Origin of the sequence: Rahnella inusitata (genome assembly GCF_018288855.1) — a bacterium.
Lineage (GTDB): Bacteria > Pseudomonadota > Gammaproteobacteria > Enterobacterales > Enterobacteriaceae > Rahnella > Rahnella inusitata.
Genome location: NZ_CP065024.1, coordinates 2,034,918 through 2,056,667 on the forward strand (window position 1 = coordinate 2,034,918; position 21,750 = coordinate 2,056,667).

A 21,750-nucleotide genomic window follows, 5' to 3' on the forward strand; every position below is an offset into this window, starting at 1 on the left:
AACTGAATGCTGAACTGATTGAAAAGGAGTGCTCATCTTGTTGGGACCTGTAATGCTGGATGTGGCTGGCTATGAGCTGGATGCCGAAGAACGTGAGATTTTGCAACACCCGCTGGTGGGCGGACTGATTTTGTTCACCCGTAACTATCATGACGTAGAGCAGTTGCATGAGCTGATCCGTCAGATCCGTGCGGCATCACACGACAGGCTGGTGCTGGCCGTCGATCAGGAAGGTGGACGTGTGCAGCGTTTTCGCGACGGGTTTACCCGTCTGCCTGCCGCACAGTCTTTTGCGGCACTGAATGAACCGCACGAAGCGGGGCGGCTGGCGCAGGAAAGCGGCTGGCTGATGGCCTCTGAAATGATCGCAATGGATATCGACATCAGCTTCGCGCCGGTGCTGGATATCGGCCATGTCAGCGCAGCTATCGGCGAGCGTTCATTCCACGCCGAACCGCAAAAAGCGCTGGAGATGGCCGAACACTACATTCGCGGCATGCATGCGGCGGGGATGAAAACCACCGGTAAACATTTTCCGGGTCACGGCGCGGTCAGTGCGGATTCCCACAAAGAGACGCCGCGTGACGATCGCCCGCTGGAGGTTATCCGCGAGCACGATATGGCCATTTTCCGCCAGCTCAATGAGCGTAAGTTGCTCGATGCTGTCATGCCTGCGCACGTTATTTACACGCAGGTCGATCCGCGTCCGGCAAGCGGCTCGCCTTACTGGTTGCAACAAATTCTTCGCAAAGAGCTGGGCTTTGACGGTGTGATTTTCTCAGACGATTTATCGATGGAGGGCGCGGCGATCATGGGCAGTTACGCCGAGCGCGGTCAGGCTTCACTGGATGCCGGATGCGACATGATTCTGGTGTGTAACCATCGTGAAGGCGCGGTCAGCGTGCTGGATAACCTGTCTCCGGTCAACGCAGAGCGTGTTGCGCAGCTGTATCATCGCGGACGCTACACGGGAAAAGAGGCCCGTCAGGACCTGCTCAATTCAACCCGCTGGCAGCAGGCAAACCGTGATTTAACGGCGCTGGATGCCCGCTGGCAGGAACACAAACAGGCTGCCCGGTAACGGTTTTCGAACCGTATGAGGGTGTCTCGCAGATTCAGGATGAGGTAAACGATGATTATCTATTTGCATGGTTTCGATTCAACCAGTCCCGGTAACCACGAGAAAGTATTGCAGTTACAGTTTATTGACCCGGACGTGCGCTTTATCAGTTACAGCACGCTACATCCGCGCCACGACATGCAGCACTTGCTGAAAGAAGTCGATAAAGTCCTGCAAGAAACCAGCGATCCGCATCCGCTGATTTGCGGCGTGGGCCTCGGCGGTTTCTGGGCCGAGCGCATCGGTTTCCTGTGCGGCATTCGTCAGGTAATGTTCAATCCGAATTTGTCGCCGCAGGACAATATGGCTGGAAAAATCGATCGTCCTGAAGAGTACGAAGATATCGCCACCAAATGCATCAGTGATTTCCGTGAGAAAAATCGTGACCGCTGTCTGGTGATTTTATCCCGTGAAGATGGCGTACTGGACAGCAGTAAAACCGCTGAGAAGCTGCATCATTATTATCCTGTTGAATGGGACGAAAAGCAGAGCCATAAATTCAAGGATATTTCGACGCATTTGCAGCGCATTAAAGCCTTCAAAAACATCGTCTGACAGAAACTGCCGAAGACCAAAACCACTGCCTTGCGCAGTGGTTTTTTTATGGCTGAGATTCATCAGTGGTTCACTTTTATCACTGCGTTGTCGCTAACTTGCTGATTTAAAATCGTCAAAATCTATGCCAAATCATTAACTGAAATCAGACAAATCAATTTAAATTGACCTGCATCAATTTTGGTATGACCAAATCACCACGCATGATATCCTCCCTCTCAGATACCGATTTAACTTAAGCAACCCTATGTAATATAAGGATTATTTTTTAACTCTTATATAACAATTGGTTCACATTTAGGGGGTCATTTTGACATCACCAATCAAGAAAATTGTGATAATTGGCGGCGGCGCAGGCGGACTGGAGCTGGCAACCAGCCTCGGGCATAAGCTTGGCCGTAAAAAGAAAGCGGAGATCATTCTGGTCGACCGTAATCACAGCCATTTATGGAAACCACTGTTGCACGAAGTGGCGACCGGCAGCCTGGATGACGGCGTGGATGCGCTGAGCTATCTGGCGCATGCCCGCAACCACGGCTTCACTTTCCAGATCGGTTCCCTGACCGATATTGATCGTGAAAATCAGACCATCAAACTGGCTGAAATTCGTGATGAAAACGGCGAAATGCTGGTGCCGGTGCGCGATATTGCCTATGACCAGCTGGTTATGGCGCTGGGCAGTACCTCCAATGATTTCGGAACGCCGGGCGTAAAAGATCACTGTATCTTCCTCGATAACCCGCATCAGGCGCACCGTTTCCATAACGAAATGCTGAATTTGTTCCTCAAATTCTCCGCCAGCGCGGATAAACAGAAAAAAGTGAACATCGCGATTGTCGGCGGCGGCGCTACCGGCGTTGAGCTGTCTGCTGAACTGCACAACGCGGTGAAACAGCTGCACAGCTACGGTTTTGAAGGGCTGGACAGCGAAGCGCTGAACGTCACGCTGGTGGAAGCCGGTGAACGTATTCTGCCTGCGCTGCCGCCGCGTATTTCTGCGGCCGCCCATCAGGAACTGACCAAGCTCGGCGTGCGCGTTCTGACGCAAACCATGGTGACCAGTGCTGATAAAAACGGTCTTAACACCAAATCCGGCGAATTCATTGATGCGGATCTGATGGTCTGGGCAGCGGGTATCAAAGCGCCCGACTTCATGAAAGAGATTGCCGGTCTGGAAACTAACCGTATCAATCAGCTGGTGGTTGAACCGACGCTGCAAACCACGCGCGATCCAAACATTTACGCGATTGGAGACTGTGCATCCTGCCCGCAGCCGTCCGGTGGTTTCGTACCGCCACGCGCGCAGTCCGCGCACCAGATGGCGTCACGCTGCTTCGCAAATATCATGGCGCAGCGCAAAGGGCAGAGTCTGAAACCATACGTGTATAAAGATCACGGTTCACTGGTTTCTTTGTCCCGTTTCAGCACCGTCGGCAGCCTGATGGGTAACCTGATGCGCGGTTCGATGATGGTAGAAGGGCGCCTGGCGCGACTGGTTTACGTTTCCCTGTACCGCATGCATCAGATTGCGTTGCATGGCTACACTAAAACCGGCCTGATGATGCTGGTTGGCGGAATCAACCGCGTGATCCGCCCGCGCCTGAAGCTGCACTGATGCGAACTGGCCGACTTTTTTTCTCTGTCGGCTGAATGGTTTCAACGTCGTTTCTATTCTAACAGCCTGTTTACTACAGGCTTTTTTCTTTTCAGGCGCAAGCAGACACTTAAAGCCCGGCTTTGTCCGCTAAGAATGCTCTGAAACACCCCGTTACACCCGCAATTCCCGCACTTACAGACTTCGTCTTATTGTTCCTTAACGCTTCAGAGTACAAACTTTAACAAGTTCATAGCCGGCGATTCACGCACGCCGAACCTCAGGATGTGAAGTTTTCCACTGAGGAATGTGCCCTGAGTAAGGTGCAATATGCGTGGTAACATTTTCGGAGGAAGTCCTGTGAACAAGTCAATGTTAGCTGGGGTCGGTATTGGTGTGGCTGCGGCATTGGGCATTGCCGGTGTGGCGAGCATGAATGTCTTTTCATCTGAGCCGCAATACGCGCAGGTTGTTAGCGCGACGCCAATCAAAGAGACCACGAAAACGCCACGTCAGGAATGCCGTAACGTCACTGTGACTCACCGCCGTCCTGTACAGGATGAGCATCAGATCGCCGGTTCCGTTCTGGGTGCCGTCGCGGGTGGTGTGCTGGGTCATCAGTTCGGTGGCGGACGCGGTCGCGATGTCGCGACAGTTGCCGGTGCGCTGGGTGGCGGCTACGCGGGTAACCGTGTACAGAGCAGCATGCAGAATAACGACACTTACACCACACAGCAGCAGCGCTGTAAAACCGTGTATGACAAAGAAGATAAAATGCTCGGGTATGATGTCACCTATAAAATAGGCGATCAGCAGGGCAAAGTGCGTATGGACCACGATCCGGGCACGCAAATCCCGCTGGATAAAAGCGGTCAGTTGCAGCTTACCCGTTCATAACCCACAGGTAAGTCGCAAACTAAAAGCCTGAGGTGCAAACCTCAGGCTTTTTTTATGTTCGCACTTCTGCTGGTCAGGCAGCCACGCCGTGGGTTTTCAACCCATTTTTGTGCTTAACGATGTCGGCCATCACCGCCAGTGCAATTTCTGCCGGCGTTTTGCTGCCGATGGATAAACCGACCGGGGCATGAAGACGGGCGAAATCATCGGCTGAGAAATCGGCGATGGTTTGCAGGCGTTCGCGACGTCGTGCGCTGTTGCGCTGTGAGCCCATTGCGCCGATGTAAAACGCAGGCGTATTCACCGCCTCCATCAGCGTCAGGTCATCCATACGCGGATCGTGGGTCAGCGCCACAATCGCCGTATTGGCGTGGCAACTTTCCCGTTCGAGATACTTCGCAGGGAACGCTTTCTCCAGCCGTATTTCCGCTTTCAGTAACGGCAGAAAGTTTTCCAGCACGTCTTCACGGCATTCGCACACCACCACGTCAAAACCCAGCGCACAGGCAAAGTCGGCGCAATACAGCGCGACGCTCGAGAGTCCGGCAATCAGTAAGCGCGGGGGCGCGGCCAGATGCAGATGCACGCAGTCGCCGTCACGCATTACCTGTGTGGCGCTGTGATACTCCGTCAGCGCCAGATGGTCACAGGCAGCGGGCAGGGTGAGCGATTTATCCAGCGCATAATGCCCGGCCAGCGCCATTCCCATGCGTTGCAGGTACTCAAGATTCCCCTGCGTAGCGGGCAGATATTCGATCAGCACATCGAGCGATCCGCCACAGGGCAGCGCAATGTTTGGCGTTAATCCACCGTCTCCGTAGCGCACAATCTGGCTGGCTTGCTGATAATCACCGGCGGCTATCCGCTGTAAAAAATCTTCTTCGACGCAGCCGCCGGAGAGCGACCCGCAATAGCGGCCATCCTCGGTCGCCACCATCAGCGCGCCCGGTGCGCGCGGAGAAGAGCCGTAGGTTGTCAGCACTGTACACAGCCACACCGGCTGCTGTGCCAGCCATTCACGCGCCTTTGAAATAACATGATTATCAAGATGCTGCATGGAGATTTCCGTTCAAAAGTCGCGGGGAAAGGGCAAGATCCCCCGGCAAATCAATGTCTGCGATCACGCCCGAAGTATTGAAATCAATGCGCAGCAGGTCATGGCTGCGGATAAGCTCGCGGGCATCATGATCGTCACGCAGTTGCAAAAGTTTGTCGCCCATTTCGCGGGCAAAACCGACCGGATGCCCCGGCTCATTTTGCCAGAAAGGGCGCACCACCGGCTTGAGGTGCAGGGTATCGGCCACGGTGGCGAAAATGTCCGGCGTAACGAACGGCATATCGGCGAGATGAACCAGCCAGCCGTCCCACTCCGGCGTATCGCGCACGCCTGCGGCAATGGAACCACCGGTGCCCGTGCTTTCCGTCAGCGTAAACGGCACACCTGCGCGGCGGCAGCTGGCCTGCACCTGCAGGTTCCCGGCGCGCGTCACGACGTGTACCGGCAGTCCGCTTTCCAGTGCATGACCGAGCGTAATATCAAAAACACTGGCAGCATTTTCTGCTGTTTTCGACAGTGTGGCATTCAGCTTGTTTCCTTCGCCGCCTGCGGCGATAAACCGGCTCCCCAGCCCTGCGGCGAGGAGAATAATACCTGCCATCTTGCTCCGATCCCTTTTGTACATTGTTTGCGCAACAGAATTAATTATCCCACTATTTTGCGCAAATTTGTGAACGAAATATTAAAAATGTGTTTTCTGTCATGACTTCCAGTAACTCATCTACCTATAATCGCCCGCATTAAACGGTATTTGCAGAATTTATGACAAATTGTAAATGTGCCGGACTATAAGAAAGACAATAAGAAGCAAGGAAATTTATGAGCAATTTTAACCCGTCCAGGCGGCGCTTTGTGAAAGGCGCTGTAATCGCTGGTGTCTCCGTGTATCTCGCGCCGCTACACAGCCGTGCTTATGCGGCACTCTTCGAAGAAAAAATCCTGCAATCGCCGCAGTGGGACGCACAACACAAACGCGTCCGTTTCCGTATTGACGGAAAAGCCAAAGTCATGGGGCAGAAAGTGTTTGCCCGCGATATCCGCGCCAAAGATATGCCGCACTGGCCGCAGAAACAGGCGCACGCCTTTATCCTGCGCGTGACGCAGGCAGACAGAACTTATGCGGGACTGGATTTATCGTTACTCGGTGAGGATCTGCAACCCGACCAACTGGTCACCGCCGACGTACTGGCGCGAGACGGTCTGGCATTCCCGGCATTTTACGGCGAAGACATGCTGCTGCCGGAAGGCAAAACGCCTGCGTATCTCGGTCAGGCGGTGGCCATTCTGGTCTATCAGGATTTTGCCAAATTCCGCTTTGCGAAAAACGCACTGAAATTCAAAGACGGTGTGGTGCGCTATGGCGCCAAAACCGGCCCGCTGGAACGCGATCCCTGGGGCACTTTCCGCTTTGTGCGCGTCGGGGGAGAAACTGCGTTTGAAGACGATCGTTTCTCCAGCCTGAAAGATATGCCGGTATTTCCGACCGGTATGCGCAAGCATCTGCCGGTCTGGCCGGAAGGGCGTGAAGGCGGCAAGCTGGATGAGCAGGGCATGTTCTACGCCGGTGAAATGGCAGACGAAATGAAATCCCCGCCGCAGGACTGGCTGGTGATGTCGCGCCGTTTCACCACGCAGTCTGTCGATACCTCGGCGCTTGAACCCGACAACGCCAACGGCTGGTATGACGCCGCCACGCAAACGCTGCATATGGTGGTGCCGACGCAGTCACCGCAGGAAGTCGCAGATGAAATGCCGCGCATGATGGCCAAAGCCCACCGCACGGTGAAAACGCTGATTATGCATCCTTGCTACACCGTCGGTTACGGGTCGAAAGATCACTATAACTTCCCGTATTACGGCGCGGTGGCGGCGATGTACGGTGACGGCACTCCGGTGCGCCTGGCTAATGACCGCTTCGAGCAGTTCCAGTCCTCCCTCAAGCGTCACGCGTTTGATATGAATTACGACATCGCGGTGAACCGTGAAACCGGGATGTTGCAGTCGTTCCATGCGGCAATGACCGCAGACGGCGGCGGGCGAAGCAACTTTACTCCGTCGGTGGTGATGGTTGGCGCAACCGCTGCGCAGTCGATTTACTACTTCCCGAAAAGTGATTTATCCGCCGTCGGACTGGCGTCACGTGCGCTGGATGCCGGTTCCGCCCGTGGTTACGGCACGCTGCAAAGTATGGCCGCCACCGAAATGATGATGGATGAACTGGCCGCCGAACTGAAGCTGGATCCGATTGCCTTCCGGATGCGCAACGTTTTGAAATCCGGTATGAAAAATACCCAGGGGGCGATTCCGGCAGGTGCGATTCGTGCGGATGAAGTGCTGGAAAAAGCCGCCGTCCATCCGTTGTGGACGGAGCGTGAAAAACGCAAGGCCGCCTATGAAAGCCAGAATCCGGGTAAACGTTACGGCGTCGGGTTTGGCTGCGTGCAGAAAGATTTCGGTACTGGTGCGGAAACGTCATTCGCCCGCGTCGAAATCAGCGAAAACGGGCAGATAAGCCTGTGGCACAGCGGTGCGGAAATGGGGACGGGCATGTCCACGTCACAGTCCGTGCTGTGCGCCGAATGGCTGGGTAAACCGGCGGAGCAGGCGCATTTCTCGGTGACCGACTGGTCAGTGCTGCCGGTGGAGACCAGCGGCGATCCGTACATTATGTCGCAGGAAGAGCAGGACAAGCTGCAAAAAAATCCGCGCTGGTCGCCCTCCTACTGCTCACCGTCGAGCGCCAGTAACTCAGCCTATTACTTTTCACACAGCACCCGCGAAGCGGCGCGTCTGGTCTTCGATCACGGCCTGTGGCCGGCGGCGATGGCTATCTGGCAAACCGGCATTGGCGGTGGACAGGCTGCGCCATACATCGTGCGTAAAGAGGATGCCCGCTGGGTGGAAGGCGGCCTGACGGCCAACGGGATGCAAATTCTCAGTCTTGAGACGCTGGCAAAAAAAGCTTACGAGATGCAGGGACTGACCGGCGCGGCGGTTCACGTCTTCAACCGCTGGCAGTGGGCTGAAGCCGATTTCACGCTCAACAATGCGCGTCAGCGCGTGCCGGTTGACGGCATGTCAGTACGTACCGGCGCGGGTGAATACCAGACGCTGGCGCGTGACGCAGTCTATTACCCGCCGACGCAGCGTAATAACGCGTCTGTGACCTACTACAGTGCGGTCGGCACGCTGGCGGAAATCGCGGTGGATATCGCCACCGGAAACGTCGAATTACTCACGCACCACTCGATTATGGAGTGCGGCAATCTGATCGTGCCTGAACTGGTCTCCGGACAGTTACAGGGCGGGCTGGCGATGGGCATCGGTCACGCATTGCATGAATATTTACCGCTGTACGAAGACGGGCCGGGTAACGGTACCTGGAACTTCAACCGTTACCACCTGCCGCGCGCCAGCGACGTGGCGGTCTGGAAACAGACCAGCGAGATCCTGCCTGCGCTGTCGGAAACCGATCCGCCGAAAGGCATGGCCGAAGTGGTGATGATCCCGGTCGTCGCTGCGCTGGTGAACGCCATCGCCCACGCCACCGGTCACCGTTTCCGTGATTTGCCCGTCCGTGCTGAAAATATTCGTGAGGTTTTACAATGAGCATCAAAACACAGCCGTTAGAGCTGACCATCAATAATCAACATTACGGCCCGCTGGATGTGCCTGAAGGCCTGATGATGATCGATTTCCTGCACGAATACGTGGCGCTGACCGGTTCGCGGCTTGGTTGCGGGCAGGGCATCTGTCACGCCTGCGTGGCAATTGTCGATCACGACAGCGGCACCAGCGAAGAAGTGCGCACCTGCATCACCGGCGCACATTTTTTCAACGGTAAGAAAGTCCGCACCGTCGAAGGCCACGCCAAAACCGATGACCAAGGTGAAGTCCGGCTGTCGCCGGTTCAGCAAGCGTTTATGGAGCATTACAGCTTCCAGTGCGGTTATTGCACACCGGGATTTGTGAATGCCGCGACGCTGCTGCTTGAGCGGCTGGAAAAACATCCGATTGCGCTTGCCGATCTGGAAAGTGCGATTGAAGGCGCGCTGGAGAATCACATCTGCCGCTGTACCGGTTACGTCCGTTATTACGAAGCGGTGCGTGACGTGGTGATGAAAACGCCGGGTCTGATCAGGGAGCACGCGTGATGATAAAACGTCTTTTCCTCGCGCTGCTGGTGGTGATTATTATCATTATCGCCGTACTGTGGTGGCGGGAAAACCGCACACTGGACGCACCGGTACAGAAAGTCACGGCGGACAGCGCACAGATTGAACGGGGCCGTTATCTGGTACAGGCATCTGACTGCGCCGCGTGCCACACCGCGTCCGGCGGTGCTCCGTTAGCGGGCGGCTATCCGCTGGAAACGCCGTTCGGCAAAATATTCGGCAGCAACCTTACGCCTTCCGCCGACGACGGCATTGGTCGCTGGACGTCGGATGATTTCTATCTGGCGCTGACTCAGGGTGTGGCTCCTGGCGGGCGTCACCTGTATCCGGCGATGCCGTATACCTCCTATAAAGGTGTGGCGCGGAAAGATTCGGACGACATGTACGCGTTTCTGATGACCCGTCCGGCGGTGAATCAGCCAGTGCCGGAAAACGAGATGCCGTTCCCGTTTAACCAGCGCATGGCGATGATCGGCTGGAATCTGTTATTCCGCAACGCCGATCCGATGCCCGCCAGCTCGCAGGGGAATTCTGCCGACTGGCAGCGCGGGCAGTATCTGACGGACGTGCTCGGCCACTGCGGAGAATGTCATACGCCGCGCGGCAAACTGGGGCAGATGGATACCGATAACAACCTGAAAGGCGGAACGCTCGGGCGCATCACTGCCCCAGACATCTCCCCGCAGGCGCTGGCGCAGCGCGGCTGGGATCCGGCCAGTCTGAGCCGTTTCCTCGCTACCGGCATCTCACCGCAAGGATCGGCGTTTGACGAAATGCACAAAGTTATCGATCTCAGCACCCGTCATCTGACCGACGACGATCACCGTGCCATAGTCACCTATCTGCTGGGGGATAAACCGCCCGTGGCAGTACCGGTGAGCATCGGGCAGGACGGCAATGATGCGGGGCGGATCACTTATCTGGATCAATGTTCTGGCTGTCATATGGCCGATGGATCTGGTAAACCGCACGTCGCTGTGGCGATGCAAAACAACGCCACGCTGCGCCAGCCCGATGGCCGTAATCTCATCGTCTCAGTGCTCGATGGTTTACCGGCGCAGGCATTTCCCAATGGCGAAAGCATGCAGTCCATGCCGGGATTTGCGGATCGTCTGAATGACGCCCAGATCGCCGATATGGTGAACTATCTGCGTGTCACCTTCGCCGGTCTGCCGGGGGATATCACCCCTGAACAGGTGAAGGCGCTGCGTAAATAATCGTTTGAGTGACATCACGATGTAAAAAAGCCCGGTGAGGGATGAATTCACCGGGCTTTATTTTTGTGCTTACCACTTCAGATCTGCTTACGACCTCAGATCAAATGCTCAGCAAAATCTGCCAACATATCGCTGACAAATTTCAGGCGTTTTGGCCGATCGGTCAGGTCCAGCATGAACTTGAGTTTGGTCGGGCCGTCGAGGCGGTAAACCTGCGGCTGTTTTTGCAGCAAACCAATCAGGTGGCCCGGATCGACGCGATTTTTATCGCCGAACTCGATAAAGCCGCCGCGCTCATTGCCTTCAATGCGTTTGATGCCCAGTTCCTTCGCCTTAAGTCGCAGCACGGCTATCTGAATCAGATTGCGCGCACCGTCCGGCAGCGATCCGAAGCGGTCGATAAGCTCCACGCGCAGCTCGTCCAGCTCATTTTCGCTTTTCGCACTGGCGATGCGTTTATACAGCGACAGGCGTGTATTGACGTCAGGAATGAATTCTTCCGGCAGCAGGGCAGGCATGCGCATTTCGACTTCGGTCTGACTGGTGGTCAGATCCTCAAGCGATGGCTCGCGACCTTCTTTCAGCGCTTCGACGGCGTTTTCCAGCAGCTCCATATACAGCGTGAAACCGATGCTGGTCATCTGCCCACTCTGGCCTTCGCCCAGCAGTTCGCCTGCGCCACGAATTTCAAGGTCGTGCGTCGCCAGCGCAAAACCGGCACCCAGATCTTCGAGCGAAGCAATAGCTTCGAGGCGTTTATGCGCATCGACGGACATGGCTTTCGGCGGCGGCGTCAGCAGATAAGCGTAGGCCTGATGATGCGAACGCCCGACGCGACCGCGCAGCTGGTGCAACTGCGCCAGACCAAAGTGATCGGCGCGCTCAATGATGATGGTGTTGGCCGTCGGAATGTCGATACCGGTTTCAATGATCGTGGTACACACCAGTACGTTAAAACGCTGATGGTGAAAATCATTCATCACCCGTTCAAGATCGCGCTCGCGCATCTGGCCGTGGCCGATGGCAATACGCGCCTCCGGCACCAGCTCTGCCAGGCGCTGCGTGGCTTTCTCGATGTTTTCGACATCGTTGAATAAGTAATAAACCTGCCCGCCGCGCAGAATTTCACGCAGGATGGCCTCGCGTATCACCAGGCTGTCGTATTCGCGGACAAAGGTTTTGACCGCCATACGGCGTGCGGGCGGCGTGGCGATAATCGACAGGTCGCGCATGCCGCTCATCGCCATATTCAGCGTGCGCGGGATCGGTGTGGCGGTCAGCGTCAGGATATCCACGTCAGCGCGCATCGCTTTAATACGCTCTTTATGACGCACGCCGAAACGGTGTTCTTCATCGACAATCAGCAGGCCGAGATCTTTCCAGCGCAGGTCACTTTGCAGCAGTTTATGTGTGCCGATAATAATATCGACTTTGCCTTCGACCGCTTCCTCAATCACCGCCTGTTGCTCTTTGGCGCTGCGGAAACGCGACATCATTTCGATGCGCACCGGCCAGCTGGCAAAACGGTCGCGGAAGTTGTCGAAATGCTGCTGTGCCAGCAAAGTGGTTGGCACCAGAACCGCCACCTGTTTGTTGTTGGCGACGGCAAGGAACGCAGCGCGCATTGCCACTTCGGTTTTACCAAAGCCAACGTCACCACACACCAGCCGGTCCATCGCCAGCGGTTGAGTCATGTCAGTCAGTACGGCATTGATGGCCTGCGCTTGATCCGGCGTGGTTTCAAACGGGAAAGCCTGACAGAACAGCTGGTATTGCTCTTTGTCATGCTTAAACGCAAAACCGGTTTTGGCTTCGCGCTGGGCGTAAATATCCAGCAGCTCGGCGGCCACGTCGCGGACCTTCTCAGCGGCTTTCTGACGGGCTTTCGACCATGCCTCACCGCCGAGTTTGTGCAGCGGCGCGCTGTCATCGGCACCGCCGGCGTAGCGGCTGATAAGATGCAGTGACGATACCGGCACATAAAGTTTATCTTCACCGGCGTAGGTCAGGATCAGGTACTCAGCTTTAATACCACCGGTCTCGAGCGTGGTGAGGCCCAGATAGCGGCCAACGCCGTGTTCGACGTGAACCACCGGCTGGCCGGGGCGCAGCTCGGCGAGGTTACGGATCAGCGTGTCGGTATTAATGGTGCGGCGACTGTCCTGACGGCGTCGCGCCACGCGCTCACCCAGCAGATCGCTTTCGCAAATCAGAGCCAGCTGTTTATCGGCATCAAGGAATCCGCGCTCACAGGCGCCGATCATGATGTAACGTCCGGCGAATTCGGCTTCTTCGATGCGGGTAATGAGCGTCGGCATCAGCTTGATGCGCGCCAGTAAATCCTGCAACGTTTCGCGACGGCCTTCACTTTCAACCGAGAACACCAGACTGCCGGCAAAGGATTCGTTAAAGCGGCGCAGGTTATCCATTGGCGCTTTGTTTTGCGGCTGCACGGAGAGATCCGGCAAGGTTTCGTAGCTGAGATTAGTGTTTGCAGCTTTCTTCGGTAGCGAGTCAGTGCGCAGCTGGACGCGTGGCCAGGCTTTGAGTTCAGCGAACAGCATATCGACCCGCAGCCACAGGTTTTCCGGCTCAAGCAGCGGACGCATCGGATCCACGCGGCGGCTTTCGTAGCGCTGAGTGGCATCCTGCCAGAAACGCTCGGCGGCGGTTTCCAGATCGCCGGTATTGAGCACCAGCGTATTTTCCGGCAGATAGCTGAACAGCGTGGTCAGCGGTTGACTGAAAAACAGCGGCTGCCAGTATTCGATCCCGGCCGGGAAGGTCCCTTTACTCACCTGCTGATAAACGTGTTCAGCGTCGCGGCGAACTTCAAACTTCTCGCGCCACTGGCTGCGGAAAAGTTCGATGGCATTTTTGTCGGTCGGGAATTCGTGCGCGGGCAGCAAATTGATCTGATCGACTTCGCTCAGCGTACGCTGCGTATCGACGTCAAAGGTGCGCAGGCTATCGATTTCATCATCGAAGAAATCTATACGGAAAGGCTCGTCGCTGCCCATCGGATACAGGTCGAGCAGGGCGCCACGGGTGGCAAACTCACCGTGCTCCATGACCTGATCGACGCTGCGGTAACCGGCCTGTTCCAGTTGAGCACGCAGTTTGTCGCGTGACAGCAGCTGGCCTTTTTTCATCACCAGCGCATGGCCGTGCAAAAACTCGTGCGGGCAGACACGTTGCATCAACGTATTCACCGGCAGAATAATGATGCCGCGTTCCATCGTGGGAAGTTGATAAAGGCTGGAAAGACGGGAAGAAATGATTTCCTGATGCGGCGAGAAACTGTCGTACGGCAGTGTTTCCCAGTCAGAAATGCTCAGCACTTTGTGATCGGTAAACTGCTGAATTTCATCGCGCAAACGCAGGGCATTTTGCATATCCGGTGCTATCAGCATGACGGGGCCTGCGTGACGCTCACTGATTTGTGCACATTCGAGTGCACAGGCGGAGCCGGTAAGCTGCCCTAAAAGACGGGTGTCGCCGGGGCGTTCAGGCAATGAATAACGATAATCTTGAGACATAGGCTGTTTTGCGTTCTCGTTTGGCGGCAGCAGGTGGCCAATTAGCAGACCGTATCTTGCGATGCGCAGACAATCGGGGTCAACCCGGCTTTGCAATAAAAAAGGACAAAAGAGCCCCGGGGTTAAACCGATTACTTTGGGTTAATGGTTCCATAAAGCGGTGCTAGCCTTTATTATCCTTGATCACTTTAGTCTGCGCCATGCACTTATTTGCGGCCAAGCACTTAAAACGGAAGTCATGTATCAACCTGTCGCGTTATTCATAGGCCTGCGCTACATGCGCGGGCGTGGTTCGGACCGCTTTGGGCGGTTTGTCTCCTGGTTATCCACCATTGGTATCACCCTCGGGGTGATGGCGCTGGTGACGGTGCTGTCGGTCATGAACGGTTTTGAGAAGGATCTGGAAGGTAACATTCTGGGTCTGATGCCTCAGGCGTTGATCACCACACCGGTTGGATCGCTGGACCCTCAAAAAATTACTCACGAGCAAGTCACCGCGCTGAAAAGCGTGAACCGCGCCGTGCCCGTGACCACCGGTGACGTGGTGCTGCAAAGCCCTGGCAGCGTGGCGGTGGGCGTGATGCTCGGCGTTAATCCCGCAGACCAGGACCCGCTGGCGAAATACATGATTGGCGTGGCCCAACAGGAACTGCAACCTGGCAAATATAACGTCATTCTTGGCGATCAGCTGGCACAACAGCTGAAGGTACGCCGTGGCGATCAACTGCGTCTGATGGTTACCAGCGTCAGCCAGTTCACGCCGGTTGGGCGTGTGCCGAGCCAGCGTCTGTTTAACGTGATCGGCACGTTTTCAGCCAACAGCGAAGTCGATGGTTACCAGATGCTGGTTAACATTCAGGATGCGTCACGTCTGATGCTCTATCCGAAAGGCAACGTCACCGGCTGGCGACTGTTTCTCGACAAACCGCTGGACGTCGACAGCCTGAGCGCGCAAAAGCTGCCGGAAGGCAGCAGCTGGAAAGACTGGCGCGAGCGTCGCGGCGAGCTGTTCCAGGCGGTGCGCATGGAGAAAAACATGATGGGGCTGCTGCTTAGCCTGATAGTGGCGGTTGCCGCATTCAATATCATTACGTCGCTGGGTCTGCTGGTGATGGAGAAACAGGGCGAAGTCGCTATCTTGCAAACGCAGGGACTCAGCCGCCGTCAGATTATGGCGGTGTTTATGGTGCAGGGTGCGAGCGCAGGCGTCATCGGCGCGTTACTCGGTGCCATACTCGGCGTGGTGCTCGCCACGCAGCTCAATACTATTATGCCGGCTATCGGGCTGATGCTCGATGGCGCGTCGCTGCCGGTCGATATTGAACCGGTTCAGGTGGTGGTCATTGCGTTGGTCGCGATGGTCATTGCTTTATTATCAACGCTGTATCCTTCCTGGCGCGCTGCTGCCACCCACCCCGCAGAGGCTTTACGTTATGAGTAATTCGTTTTTATTGCAGTGTGACAACCTCTGTAAGACTTATCAGGAAGGGAAGATGCACACCGATGTACTGCGTGACGTGACCTTCGACATGCAGCCGGGTGAGATGATGGCGATCGTCGGGACGTCAGGTTCCGGCAAAAGTACTTTGCTGCATTTGCTGGGTGGACTGGACTCTCCGACCTCCGGCGAAGTTATTTTTAAAGGCCAGTCGCTCAATGCGATGTCTTCTTCTGCGAAATCAGAACTGCGCAACCGTGAGCTGGGCTTCATCTATCAGTTCCACCACCTGCTGCCCGATTTCACCGCGCTGGAAAACGTCGCGATGCCATTGCTGATCGGTAAAAAGAAATCTGCCGAAGTACAGGAGCGTGCGCTGGCGATGCTTGAAGCGGTAGGTCTGCAACACCGCAGTAATCACCGTCCTTCCGAGCTTTCCGGTGGTGAGCGCCAGCGTGTGGCGATAGCCCGCGCACTGGTCAACAATCCTTCGCTGGTACTGGCGGACGAACCGACCGGTAACCTGGATCAGCGCAATGCCGACAGCATTTTTGAATTGCTCGGCGAACTGAATGTGCGTCAGGGCACGGCGTTTCTGGTGGTGACTCACGACCTCAAACTGGCAAGCCGCCTGACCCGTCAGCTGGAAATGCGTGACGGCAGATTGCAGCCGGACTCGATGTTGCTGGGAGCGAAGTAATGTCAGGCATTCCGTTTTCTTTATTGATTGGCCTGCGGTTCAGCCGGGGTCGTCGTCGCAGCGGCATGGTGTCGCTGATTTCGGTGATCTCAACGTTGGGCATCGCACTTGGCGTGGCAGTACTGATCGTCGGCCTGAGCGCGATGAACGGCTTCGAGCGTGAACTGAAAGATCGCGTACTGGCGGTAGTACCGCACGGTGAAATTCGTCCGGTGAATCAGCCGTTCAACGACTGGCAGGGTGTGCTGGATCGCGTCGAAAAAGTGCCCGGTATTGTGGCCGCCGCACCTTATATTCAGTTCAACGGTCTGATTGAGCACGGCGCAAAACTGCGTGCCATCCAGCTAAAAGGCGTGGATCCGCAGAGCGAGTCCCGCGTCAGCGCCGCACCGAAGTTTGTGCAGAATAACGCATGGCAGAATTTCAAGGCCGGTGAGCAACAACTGATCCTCGGCAAAGGCGTAGCGGACGCCGTTGGCGTGAAGCAGGGCGACTGGGTGACGGTGATGATCCCCAACAGCGACCCGGAGATGAAACTGCTACAGCCGAAGCGGATCCGTTTGCAGGTTACCGGGATTTTGCAGCTCAGTGGTCAGCTTGATCACAGTCTTGGCATGGTACCGCTGGCGGATGCGCAGCAGTATCAGGATATGGGCACCAGCGTCACCGGTATCGATATCAAAGTGAACGATGTGTTTGCCGCGCAGAAACTGGTGCACGACGCCGGTGAAGTGACGCAGGCTTACGTCTATATCAGCAGCTGGATTGGCACTTACGGCTATATGTATCGCGACATCCAGATGGTTCGCGCGATTATGTATATGGCGATGGTGCTGGTGATCGGCGTCGCCTGTTTCAACATCGTGTCGACGCTGGTCATGGCTGTGAAAGATAAAAGCAGCGATATTGCGATTTTGCGCACACTGGGGGCGAAAGACGGACTTATCCGCGCGGTCTTCATCTGGTACGGTTTACTGGCGGGGCTGGTCGGCAGCGTAACCGGTGTGGTGATCGGTGTCATTGCCGCCTTCCAGCTGACCAACATCATTAACGGATTGCAGAAGCTGACCGGGCATCAGTTCCTGTCGGGTGACATTTATTTCATCGACTTCCTGCCATCTGAAGTTCACTGGATTGACGTTGCGGGCGTATTATTTACCGCTTTGGTGCTGAGTCTGCTGGCAAGCTGGTATCCGGCGCGTCGTGCAAGCCGCATCGATCCGGCCCGGGTTCTCAGTGGCGGTCAGTAATCAAATCTTCAAAAACAGTATTTAAATTCAGACACAGAGAGTAAGGAGCACGTCATGCGCACACGTCATCGTCTGTGTCGGTTTCGCAAAAATAAACGCATTCGCCACCAGCGTTTCCGGTCGAATATCTTTCACCGTGATTCCATGGCCGCCGCGTCACTGAAGAAACCGTTTGTGGTGGTACTGACTGGCGCGGGGATTTCCGCAGAATCAGGGATCCGTACCTTCCGGGCCGCCGATGGCCTGTGGGAAGAGCACCGCGTGGAAGATGTGGCGACCCCGGAAGGGTATCGCCGCGATCCTGAGCTGGTGCAGCGTTTTTACAACGAACGCCGCCGCCAGCTGCAACAGGACGATCTCAAACCGAATGCCGCGCATTACGCGCTGGCGACGCTGGAGGAAGCACTCGGGGATAACTTCCTGCTGGTCACGCAGAACATCGACAATTTGCATGAGCGCGCAGGCAGTTCGCGCGTGCTGCACATGCACGGTGAATTGCTGAAAGTACGCTGCACCCAGTCCGGGCAGATCCTGGACTGGCCGGGTGACCTGAGCGTTGACGATCGCTGTCACTGCTGTCAGTTCCCGGCACCGCTGCGCCCGCACATTGTGTGGTTTGGCGAAATGCCGCTGGGTATGGATAAAATCTACGATGCGCTGGCCAGAGCTGATTTCTTCGTGGCGATTGGCACGTCCGGTCATGTATATCCGGCCGCCGGATTTGTTCACGAAGCGCGTATCGGCGGAGCCTGTGCGGTCGAGCTGAATCTCGAGCCAAGCCAGGTAGAAAGCGAATTCGACATGAAACACTACGGGCTGGCAAGCGAGGTCGTCCCTGAGTTCGTGCATAAGTTCCTGACTAAAAAAGACGAAGCCTGGTCGTAACCGGGCTTTTTTAGCCATACATCCCCAAAATTGCGCCGGATCCTAAGAGTTCTTTGCGTAAACTTGGTGAAAAATGACCTGACGCAATATTCACGGTATTCATGCTGCGCATAATAAAACCCAGCCGCCAGAGGATACCCAAATGGATAAGTTGCTTGACCGTTTTCTTCACTACGTTTCTTTCGATACCCAATCTAAGCCCAATGTTAAACATACGCCCAGCACTGACGGACAGCTCAGGCTGGCGCAGGCACTGCGTAACGAACTGATTGATCTGGGTTTTTCACAGGTAACTCTCAGTGACAAAGGCTGCGTAATGGCGACGTTACCGGGCAACGTTGCCTGGAAAGTGCCGGTCATCGGCTTTATTTCCCATCTCGATACCGCCCCTGATTTCACTGCAAAACACGTCAATCCGCAGATTGTTGAGAATTACCGTGGCGGCGATATTGCGCTGGGCAACGGTGACGAAGTGCTTTCGCCGGTGATGTTCCCGGTTCTGCATCAGTTACTCGGTCAGACACTGATCACCACCGACGGCAAAACGTTGCTCGGTTCGGACGACAAATCAGGTATCGCGGAAATCATCACCGCCATGGTGCGTCTTAAAAATAGCAACGTGCCGCACGGTCCGATCCGTATCGCGTTTACGCCGGATGAAGAAATCGGTAAAGGTGCGCAGAGTTTTGATATTCCGGGTTTTGGCGCTGAATGGGCCTACACCGTTGACGGCGGCGGGGTAGGGGAGTTGGAGTTTGAAAACTTCAATGCAGCGTCCGCGACCATTAAAATCGTCGGTAATAACGTGCATCCGGGCAGCGCAAAAGGCGTGATGGTCAACGCATTGTCACTGGCAACCCGTTTCCATAGCGAATTACCCGCTGATGAAACGCCTGAGCATACGGAGGGTTATGAAGGTTTCTATCACCTGACGACCATCAAGGGCAACGTTGAGCGCGCGGAAATGCATTACATCATTCGTGATTTCGAGAAGCCGCAGTTCGAAGCCCGTAAGCAAAAGATTATTGATATTGCACATCTGGTCGGTAAGGGTCTGCACCGCGACTGCTATATCGAAGTGACTCTCGATGATCACTATTACAACATGCGCGACAAAGTAGCACAGCATCCGCACATTATTGCGCTGGCGCAGCAGGCGATGAAAGATTGCGATATTGAGCCGGTCATGAAGCCTATTCGCGGCGGCACCGATGGCGCACAGCTTTCATTCCGCGGCTTGCCTTGTCCTAACATCTTCACCGGTGGCTATAACTTCCATGGTAAACATGAATTTGTCACGCTGGAAGGAATGGAGAAAGCGGTATCGGTGATTATGCGCATAGCAGAGCTGACGGCTAAAGAGTTGTAAATAAAACTCATTTAATATCGTCCAAAAAACCAGATAATATTCAATATATTATCTGGTTTTTTTTATAAATTAGATAAAAATAACAATTAATGATATGATGAAATCAATATTATAAATAATGACTACGCGTTTTTAATATAAATATTTTATATTTTAGTCGCTAATTATTTTTTATATATATTATTAAAATCGATTTATTAAATAACTTAATGTTTTTCTTGAGATTAAAAGGAGATTATAAGAAATTTTATGTTAAAGGATATTAAACGTCTTAAGGAATTTGTCACAGCGCAATCACAAAGCTGTATGTTTGCTTCTGAAATAAATGCATGGGTATTTGTTTGGTATCCTGAAGGTACCCGTTATGGGCATGTGGCAATGATGATTGGTGATATTCATGCGGAAAGTGCTTATGTGAGTTGGTGGCCTAAAAAATCAAGAGATGGACTGCCAGGTTTTTACAAAAAAAGTCCTGCATCCAGAGTAATGATTTTCAATCCGGTTACTCACCAGCATGAATTCACTAGCAGTGATTACTTTATCGATTGTTACTCTGAAGAAAATACTCCTCATGTGGTTTATGGTTTACGTGGGCTGGATGTAAGGGAGATGGAGACAGCCTGGCGGAATATCGTCTCTAAAGGCGGAGCATCATTTTCTCCTCTTTCAAAGAATTGTGCGGTTGTAGTTTCGCGTGTGCTAAAGGCAGGGTTGAAACATTCACAATTACGGCATAAAGTTTTCGGTATGTTTGATGGCGACCAATTCATTTGGACTCCGAAAAGAATTGCAGTGATTTGCAATCTTTTAAGGGATAATAATTCCGCCTTAAAGATTAAAATTCCAGGAAGAGAAAGCAAAAAAACGTTTATAAAAACGTTAGTTCGATTGAGATAGTCAGGATTGAAATGTAATTGCACGTCATGCTTTATTTTCAGATGCCCGGCCTTACTCCGGGCAGTTTCACCGTCAGTTTAACATCCCTATTGTGTCTGAGTAACGGCTTGCCCTATAGTCTCTTTAGAGGGTTTTCTATTATCTTAAAACGATTACATCATACCCGTTTTTTTAACTTTAAGTCGGCAACGATCGCTCCCCTGCATTAATGGAGTTACCATGCATCTCCCGTTGTTCTTTACGACACAGAAAGAAAGTTGCAATGAGAAATGACTATTATTAACGTCTGCTAAAACAAAGTCTCCGCCTTTTAACATGACATTTTTTACTTTAGCCTGAGATATTATTTTAACAATGCCAGAGTTGGAAATGTAAAAGTCGTTTTCCGTATGGTTACGATCTAATGTAATCATTTCGATATTCCATATTTCACCATTACTTGCAGTCCACGAATCAACAGCACCGAAAAAATCCGGGAATATTCCCTGATGCATAAATGAAGATAATGCCCCGATATTTTCCTGTATCCATTGATTTTCAGGCCTCATAATGAGATTTGAATAGTTAACTATTGATTCGTGTTCTGAGCCTGGAACGGAAATTTTCTGGCCATTGATATAGTAATTCATTCTGGGTATATCCACTTGCATACTATGGTTCATTACTGATGATCCATGTTTAGTGACATCCGATGATATGTTATTATTGATCGTTTTCAGTAATTTTCTTTCAATTTCTTGGTTAATACTTAAATCAAAAATATATTCTGATGAGCGATTTATATTTGAATTTAAGTTATTGTATTGCGGTGGAGGTGTTTTTGATGATGTTCTGAATAAATCTGTAAATCTCATGAGTATTCCTGGCTTTAAAACGTTAAAAATAGATAGGATAGTTACAGCAGGAATATATTGGATATTAAAATGGGTGTCTAATGCTGTTTTTTTATTTTCCGATACAAGTTATTGACGGCTAAAATATTAGAATTATTAATGAGTTCAGATGCGGCGGATTTTTTGAAAATATCCACAGAGAGAATGGCCAGTGTGAAGATCGG

Annotated in this window: 17 protein-coding genes; 13 read left to right on the plus strand and 4 right to left on the minus strand. The window is 53.7% G+C overall.

Translation table 11 applies throughout. The features are described from left to right. Positions 1 to 40 precede the first annotated feature (40 nt). From nagZ to I2123_RS09555, 4 genes are all read left to right on the plus strand, one after another. Positions 41 to 1,081, plus strand: a complete 1,041-nt coding sequence (gene nagZ / locus I2123_RS09540) for a beta-N-acetylhexosaminidase (protein ID WP_244879916.1) — start codon at positions 41 to 43, stop codon at positions 1,079 to 1,081. A 51-nt stretch (positions 1,082 to 1,132) separates the two neighbouring features. Next, positions 1,133 to 1,675, plus strand: a complete 543-nt coding sequence (gene ycfP, locus I2123_RS09545) for an alpha/beta hydrolase YcfP (RefSeq protein WP_112167339.1) — start codon at positions 1,133 to 1,135, stop codon at positions 1,673 to 1,675. A gap of 310 nt (positions 1,676 to 1,985) precedes the next feature. After that, complete coding sequence (locus I2123_RS09550) at positions 1,986 to 3,290, plus strand: NAD(P)/FAD-dependent oxidoreductase (protein ID WP_112167342.1); 1,305 nt, start codon at positions 1,986 to 1,988, stop codon at positions 3,288 to 3,290. 339 nt (positions 3,291 to 3,629) lie between these two features. After that, entirely contained in the window at positions 3,630 to 4,166 is a 537-nt protein-coding gene (locus tag I2123_RS09555) for a glycine zipper 2TM domain-containing protein (RefSeq protein WP_112167345.1), read from the plus strand. Between the two features lie 73 nt (positions 4,167 to 4,239). On the opposite strand, the gene I2123_RS09560 is transcribed toward I2123_RS09555, so the two are convergent. After that, positions 4,240 to 5,223 (minus strand): XdhC family protein, encoded by a 984-nt coding sequence (locus tag I2123_RS09560; protein WP_213052294.1) that lies wholly within the window; start codon positions 5,221 to 5,223, stop codon positions 4,240 to 4,242. Next, positions 5,210 to 5,824: a nucleotidyltransferase family protein gene (locus I2123_RS09565; protein ID WP_213052295.1), complete on the minus strand. Its 615-nt coding sequence runs from the start codon at positions 5,822 to 5,824 to the stop codon at positions 5,210 to 5,212. The genes I2123_RS09560 and I2123_RS09565 overlap by 14 nt, the downstream gene beginning before the upstream one ends. Positions 5,825 to 6,042: 218 nt before the next feature. Here I2123_RS09565 and I2123_RS09570 point away from each other — a divergent pair, with 218 nt between their 5' ends. From I2123_RS09570 to I2123_RS09580, 3 genes are read left to right on the plus strand one after another with little or no spacing between them, the layout of a single operon-like run. Further along, positions 6,043 to 8,832 (plus strand): xanthine dehydrogenase family protein molybdopterin-binding subunit, encoded by a 2,790-nt coding sequence (locus I2123_RS09570; protein WP_213052296.1) that lies wholly within the window; start codon positions 6,043 to 6,045, stop codon positions 8,830 to 8,832. Continuing rightward, entirely contained in the window at positions 8,829 to 9,377 is a 549-nt protein-coding gene (locus I2123_RS09575; protein WP_112167357.1) for a (2Fe-2S)-binding protein, read from the plus strand. The genes I2123_RS09570 and I2123_RS09575 overlap by 4 nt, the downstream gene beginning before the upstream one ends. Further along, positions 9,377 to 10,615, plus strand: a complete 1,239-nt coding sequence (locus I2123_RS09580) for a cytochrome c (protein ID WP_213052297.1) — start codon at positions 9,377 to 9,379, stop codon at positions 10,613 to 10,615. Before I2123_RS09575 ends, I2123_RS09580 begins: the two co-directional genes overlap by 1 nt. A gap of 95 nt (positions 10,616 to 10,710) precedes the next feature. Here I2123_RS09580 and mfd read toward each other — a convergent pair whose 3' ends face one another. Then, positions 10,711 to 14,154: a transcription-repair coupling factor gene (gene mfd, locus I2123_RS09585; RefSeq protein ID WP_213052298.1), complete on the minus strand. Its 3,444-nt coding sequence runs from the start codon at positions 14,152 to 14,154 to the stop codon at positions 10,711 to 10,713. 238 nt (positions 14,155 to 14,392) lie between these two features. On the opposite strand from mfd, the gene lolC reads away from it, so the two are divergent. The 6 genes from lolC to I2123_RS09615 all read left to right on the plus strand — a co-directional run bounded on the left by lolC (position 14,393) and on the right by I2123_RS09615 (position 20,693). Then, entirely contained in the window at positions 14,393 to 15,595 is a 1,203-nt protein-coding gene (lolC, locus tag I2123_RS09590) for a lipoprotein-releasing ABC transporter permease subunit LolC (protein WP_112167363.1), read from the plus strand. Beyond that, the gene (gene lolD / locus I2123_RS09595) at positions 15,588 to 16,292 is read left to right on the plus strand and encodes a lipoprotein-releasing ABC transporter ATP-binding protein LolD (protein ID WP_213052299.1); all 705 of its coding nucleotides are present in this window, start codon (positions 15,588 to 15,590) and stop codon (positions 16,290 to 16,292) included. The genes lolC and lolD overlap by 8 nt, the downstream gene beginning before the upstream one ends. Then, positions 16,292 to 17,542 (plus strand): lipoprotein-releasing ABC transporter permease subunit LolE, encoded by a 1,251-nt coding sequence (gene lolE / locus I2123_RS09600; RefSeq protein WP_112167368.1) that lies wholly within the window; start codon positions 16,292 to 16,294, stop codon positions 17,540 to 17,542. Before lolD ends, lolE begins: the two co-directional genes overlap by 1 nt. 54 nt (positions 17,543 to 17,596) lie before the next feature. Further along, on the plus strand, positions 17,597 to 18,427 hold the full coding sequence (gene cobB, locus I2123_RS09605) for a Sir2 family NAD+-dependent deacetylase (RefSeq protein ID WP_112167370.1): 831 nt from the start codon (positions 17,597 to 17,599) through the stop codon (positions 18,425 to 18,427). Positions 18,428 to 18,569: 142 nt separating this feature from the next. Continuing rightward, a complete protein-coding gene (gene pepT / locus I2123_RS09610; protein ID WP_112167372.1) occupies positions 18,570 to 19,796 on the plus strand; it encodes a peptidase T in 1,227 nt (408 codons plus the stop codon). A 249-nt stretch (positions 19,797 to 20,045) separates the two neighbouring features. After that, the gene (locus I2123_RS09615) at positions 20,046 to 20,693 is read left to right on the plus strand and encodes a hypothetical protein (RefSeq protein WP_112167374.1); all 648 of its coding nucleotides are present in this window, start codon (positions 20,046 to 20,048) and stop codon (positions 20,691 to 20,693) included. A gap of 152 nt (positions 20,694 to 20,845) precedes the next feature. Here I2123_RS09615 and I2123_RS09620 read toward each other — a convergent pair whose 3' ends face one another. After that, positions 20,846 to 21,547, minus strand: coding sequence for a hypothetical protein (locus tag I2123_RS09620; protein WP_213052300.1), 702 nt, complete (start codon positions 21,545 to 21,547; stop codon positions 20,846 to 20,848). Positions 21,548 to 21,750 lie beyond the last annotated feature (203 nt).